Here is a 5,365-nt window from a genome sequence, read left to right as displayed (position 1 = left end):
CCAGATTGCGGTCGGCCGGGCGGGCGATGCGCAGCTGGCGCAGGTGGCCGTGCGCCGGCTCGAGGTTGATGCCGCGCCAGCCGCGCTCATAGAACAGCTGGGTCACCGAGCCGGCCAGCGGATCGCCGGCGCCGACGTCCAGATAGCGGCCGTCGGCCACCTGGCGCAGCGCGCGCCACAGCAGCAGGTCTTCGAATTGGGGGGCGTAGCTGGTCACGCTCATCGCGCATCTCCGTGGTCGATGGCTATTTCCGGATCGAGCCAGGTCGAGCCCTCGAAATAGCTGTGCTTCAGGTTCATCACTTCAAACACCAGCGCCAGATCGCGCCACTCGTAATTGGCGGTCAGGTGATTATCGCTGCTGTGCAGCGCGGTGGCCACCGAATACGTGCCCGGTCCGAGGTTCAGCGCGAAGCTGGCGCGCACCGTCAGGCGCTGGCCCTTGCGCAGATTGGTCAACGGCTGCAGCTTGTGGAAGGTATTGGTGCCGAAGATGTTCTGGCCCAGGCGGTCCTTGATGCGGTAGCCCAGCGTCATCTCCGGCAGGTCGTCGTGCACCGCCACGCGGATTTCCAGCGTCACGCGCGAGCCGGTGCCGTGCACCTCGGCCGGCGCGCCGTCCTCCTTCAGCAGCGCGATGCGCTCCACAGTGGCCTGGCCGGTGCCGGAAATGGTCTGCACCTTGCCGCTGTCGTGGGTTTCCTGGCGCACCGATTCGCCCTCGCGCTCGGCCAGCATGGCGTTGTACAGGTCCATGATTTCTTCCGGCGTGCCTTCCTTGCTGACCCGGCCCTTGTCCAGCAGGATGGCGCGGTCGCACACCGACTGGATCGCCGCCTTGTCGTGCGAGACGATCAGCAGGGTGGTGCCCTCGGCGCGGAAGGCGCGGATGCGCTCGAAGCTCTTGTGCTGGAAATACGCGTCGCCCACCGACAGCGCCTCGTCGACGATCAGCACGTCCGGCCGGCGCGCGGTGGCCACGCTGAAGGCCAGCCGCATCTGCATGCCGCTCGAGTACACGCGCACCGGCTGGTCGATGTATTCGCCGATTTCGGCGAAGGCCTCGATCTCGGGCATCAGCCGGTCCAGTTCATCGACCGTCAGGCCCAGCAGCTGGCCCGCCATATAGCAGTTCTGGCGCCCGCTGAAGTCGGGGTGGAAGCCCATGCCCAGCTCCAGCATGGCTGCCACCCGGCCCTGGATCGAGACGCGGCCGGTGGTCGGCGCGGCGGTGCCGGTGATCAGCTTGAGCAGGGTGCTCTTGCCGGCGCCGTTGATGCCGATGATGCCCAGCGCCTGGCCCGGCGCCACGCCGAAGCTGACCTCGCGCAGCACCCAGATGGTGTCGTGGCGCGGGCGCGACGGCATCAGCCATTCGAGCAGGCGGGCGCGGTGGCTGGGATAGCGGCGGTAAGCTTTGCCGAGGTTGTTGACCAGTATGCTGCCGTTCACAGTTCGTCCACCATTTCTCCCGCGCGCTTGCGGAACAGTTGCATGCCCAGCAGGCACAGGATGATTGCCAGCGCCAGCGCCGGCGCCAGACCGCCCCAGTCGGGCAGGCTCTGGCGCACCAGAATGTCCTGGAAGGCGGTGATCACGCCGGCCATGGGGTTCCAGGCCAGCAGCGGGCGCACGTCTTCCGGCAACGCCGCCACCGGGTACACCACCGGCGTGAACCAGAACCAGAATTGCAGCGCGATGTTGAAGAACTGGCCGACGTCGCGGAAGAACACGTTGAGCACCGCCAGCACCATGCCCAGGCCGATCGCCAGCAGGATTTCCACCAGCAGCACCGGCACCATGGCGGCAAAGGCCCAGCCGGGGAAGTTGCCGGAGACGATGAGGAAGGCGGTGAACAGGCCGAAGATGATGGCGAAGTTCAGCAGCGCGTTGGCGATCACGATGATCGGCAGGCACAGGCGCGGGAAATTGATCTTCTTGATCAGGCCGGCGTTATCGATGAACACCGCCTGCGCCTTGCTGGTGATCTCGGCGAACAGGTTCCAGGTCAGCACGCCGGCGCACAAATAAATGCTGTAGCCGAAGGCCGAGGTGCTGCCGGCCAGGCGGTTGTGCATCACCTGCGAGAAGATCACCGTGTAGACCACGATCATGGCCAGCGGATTGAGCACGGTCCAGGCGGCGCCGAGGATGGAATTGCGGTACTTGGACTGGAATTCGCGCTTGACGCTGCCGAGGATGAAACCACGGTAGTTGGCGAGGTTGCGCAGGCGGCCGAGCACGATCATGGTCGGGCTCCCGGCGCGGGGAAGTGGCGGTTATGTGCTGTCATGTTCGGGGACAATGGTACGCCGCGCGGGCGGCGTGGGAAAAAAGCGCGCAATTATACCTCGCGCGCTACGGGCCTTCGACCAGCTTCTGCAAGCCTTGCGGATCGATGATCACCAGGCCCTTGCTGTTCTTCTGGATGATGCCCTGCTGCACCAGCGAGGTCAGCGCCCGGGTCACCGTCTCGCGGCTGGTGTTGATCATGTTGGCGATGTCCTGGTGGGTCGGCAGGTCCTTGACCACCTCGGGCTGGCCGGGCTGCTCGGGCGGCTGCTTCATCTGCACCAGGTAGGTGTAAATCCGGCGCGACGTGTTGTTGATGCTGAGCAGGGAGCGGAACTCGGAATCGCGCTGGATCTTGGCCGCCAGGTGGCGCAGCATCTGGTTGGCCACCGACGGCGAGTGCGAGAACAGGTGCAGCGCGGCCGGCGCCGGCAGGAACGCCACCAGCACCGGCGTCATCGCCACCACCGAGGCGGTGCGCTGGGAACCGTTGATGACGGCGATCTCGCCGAAGAAATCGCCCGGCGCCAGCATGCGCAGGCCGATCGCGCGGCCATCCTCGGTGACGTCGATCACCTGCAACTGGCCGGACAGCAGGAACAGCAGGCCGTCGCCGGCCGCGCCCTTCTGCAGCACCACGTCGCGCTTGGCATACTGGCGGAAGCGCAGCTCGGGCTTGAGCCGTGTGACTTCCTCGTCGCTCAGGCCGGCGAGCAGCGGGATGCGGCGCAGATGCACCTGCACATTCTGCGTGCTCGGCTCGCTGCCGGCGGCGGGCGGGGCGATCGCCTGGTCGTTGTCGGTGGTTTTGCTCATCTACCTTGCGGGCGGCGTACTGCCGCGTCGAAAACGTTACTTATACTTAATTTTTAAGCCGGACAGGCACATTGTTGCAGTTTGTTGCAGCCTTTACAGGTTAGACCAGCGCCAGGTCAGCTGGATCTGGTGCGCGTTGTACTGAAAGATCGAGATATTCTCCCGGTTGCGCACCGCGCGCCATTCCAGCTGCAACGTCTGGTCATGCTGGATCGGATAACTCAGCACGGTGCGCAGCACCAGATTGTTTTGCCGTCGCGCCACGTCGATCACGCCCGGCGAATAGACCTGCTGGCCGCTCCAGCGCTGGCCGGTCAGCTCCAGTTCGCCCTGCAGCGCCTCCCACAGCAGGCGCCGGCCGTACAGCCGCGCCGACCAGCCGGAGCGGTCGCCGCCCGGGCGCTCGGCGCTGCCGAGGTCGCGCTGGTAGCCGATGGCGGCCTGGGCCTGGACGGTGTCGCTGCGGTAGCCGAGCACCGGCCGCAGTTCGTAGGTGGTGGCGTCGAAATTGGCCAGGGTGCGGTAGTTGGTGCGCGAAATACTGCCCAACATGCTCAAATCGTAACCCTTGGGCAATTTCAACGGCGGCGCCGCGCGCAGCTGCAATTGCGCCTGCTCCTGATACAGCACGCCGCCCAGGGTCAGCGCGCCCAGCAGGGCGGAACTGCGCATCTGCCACCGCGCCAGCTGCCAAGGATGCTCGGCGCCGATGAACAGCGAGGCGGAATTATAAGCGGTCTGATGGCCGTACTGGCGCAGGTGCGCCTGGGCGAACGCGATGTCGCCGTCCTGGTCCAGCTCGCGCAGGTAATCGCCCGACAGGATGGTGTAGCTGTCGCTGTGGGGTTTGTATTCCGGCAACAGTTCCAGCGGCACGCCATTGCTGTCGGTGTAATACGGCGTGCTGGCGCCCTGGTTGACGTTGCTGTCGTAGCCGCGCGACAGGTTCAGGCCCCACAGCACCTGCGGTTTCCACAGGTAGCACCCCTGCTGGCGCTGCTGCTGGATGATGTCGCGGATGCCCGGTGGCGGCTGGAATTCGCGCTCGATGCGGGCGAACAGCGACTCGGCGTCGGCGCCATTGCCCAGCGCGCACTGGATCATCGCCAGGTCCAGCCACTCGCCGGCGTGCTGCGGCCCGCGCGCGATCAGGCGCTCCAGGATCAGGCTGGCGTCGGCGCGGCGGCCCTCGGCGATCGACTGCATCGCGGTCAGGTACAGGTCTTCCTCGACCGGCGGCTCCTGGGCGCGGGCGGCGGTGGCGCACAGCAGGGCGGCCAGCAGGGCAAGCAGGTATTTCTTCACGTAACTCCTTCTTCCGGCGCGCGCGACACCAGGGTGTACAGGGTAGTCGGATGCTCCTTGCCGCGCAAGGTGAGCTCGCCGATATGCCGCAGGGGGTGGCGACGGCACAGCGCCGCCGTGCCGGGACCGATGATCACGTCGTGCGGCAGGTCGCGGGCCGCGGTTTCCAGCCGCGATGCCACGTTGACGCTGTCGCCGACCGCAGTATAAATGCTGCGCGCGGCCGAGCCGAAATCGCCGGCCATGGCGCGTCCGCTCTCGATGCCGATGCGCACCCGGACCGGCGCCAGCCCCTGGCGCGCGCGCGCCGCGTTGAATTGCAACATGCCGGCCTGGATCGCCTCGGCCGCGTCCAGCGCCTGGTCGGCGTGGTCGGCCACCGGCAGCGGCGCGCCCCAGAACGCCACCAGGCCGTCGCCGGTGAACTTGTCGAGCGTGCCGCGCGACGCCAGCACCGGGCCGGTCAGGCAGTCGAGGAAGGCGCGCGTCAGCTCGGCCGCCTGTTCCAGCGGCAGCGCCGCCACGTGGCTGGTGTAGCCCTGCATGTCGGCGATCAGGGTGGTGACGTCGCAGTGGCTGGGCTTGAGCGGGTCGGCCAGGTTGTTGCGCAACAATTCGTCGACCACGGCGTCGGCCACGTACTGACGCAGCGTGTCGAGCAGGCGCCGCGATTGCCGTTGCGACAGCTGCCACGCATACGGCACCCCGGCCGCCAGCAAAAACGCGTTGGCCAGCAGCGGACTGCTGAGGCCGAACACGGCATCGTGCGGCGCCATGATCCAGGCCAGGCCCAGCCACAGCGCCGAGGCGGCCGCCAGCACGCCGATGTTGATCAGGGCCGACTGGCGCGGCAGGGTCCAGGCGCTGAGCGCGACGGTGGCGGCGGCAAACACCGTGGCGATCAGCCGGCCCGGCCAGGACGCCGGCGCCAGTCCGGCGCGCGCGTCCAGCT

5 protein-coding genes and 1 pseudogene are annotated in these 5,365 nt (G+C 67.2%); all 6 read right to left on the bottom strand.

Annotation, left to right across the window (positions count from 1 at the left end):
* Nucleotides 1–223 (bottom strand): annotated as a pseudogene (locus E4L98_RS01635) (FkbM family methyltransferase); the annotation flags it as partial.
* Complete coding sequence (locus tag E4L98_RS01630) at nt 220–1,452, bottom strand: ABC transporter ATP-binding protein (protein WP_229257191.1); 1,233 nt, start codon at nt 1,450–1,452, stop codon at nt 220–222. The gene E4L98_RS01630 and the pseudogene E4L98_RS01635, both read right to left, overlap by 4 nt.
* Nucleotides 1,449–2,249, bottom strand: coding sequence for an ABC transporter permease (locus E4L98_RS01625; protein ID WP_135199822.1), 801 nt, complete (start codon nt 2,247–2,249; stop codon nt 1,449–1,451). The genes E4L98_RS01630 and E4L98_RS01625 overlap by 4 nt, the downstream gene beginning before the upstream one ends.
* Before the next feature lie 109 nt (nt 2,250–2,358).
* A complete protein-coding gene (locus tag E4L98_RS01620) occupies nt 2,359–3,108 on the bottom strand; it encodes a Crp/Fnr family transcriptional regulator (protein ID WP_135199821.1) in 750 nt (249 codons plus the stop codon).
* Nucleotides 3,109–3,201: 93 nt separating this feature from the next.
* Nucleotides 3,202–4,413 carry a tetratricopeptide repeat protein gene (locus E4L98_RS01615; protein ID WP_135199820.1) on the bottom strand — a complete coding sequence of 404 codons (1,212 nt, stop codon included), beginning with the start codon at nt 4,411–4,413 and terminating at the stop codon, nt 3,202–3,204.
* The coding region (locus tag E4L98_RS01610) for an adenylate/guanylate cyclase domain-containing protein (protein WP_135199819.1) at nt 4,410–5,365 on the bottom strand (956 nt) is incomplete at its 5' end. The genes E4L98_RS01615 and E4L98_RS01610, both read right to left, overlap by 4 nt.

Source organism: Duganella callida (genome assembly GCF_004614165.1).
Classification (GTDB): Bacteria; Pseudomonadota; Gammaproteobacteria; order Burkholderiales; family Burkholderiaceae_D; genus Rugamonas; species Rugamonas callida.
Note: the sequence above shows the minus strand (reverse complement) of the source record. Positions and strands in the feature narration are given on the sequence as shown.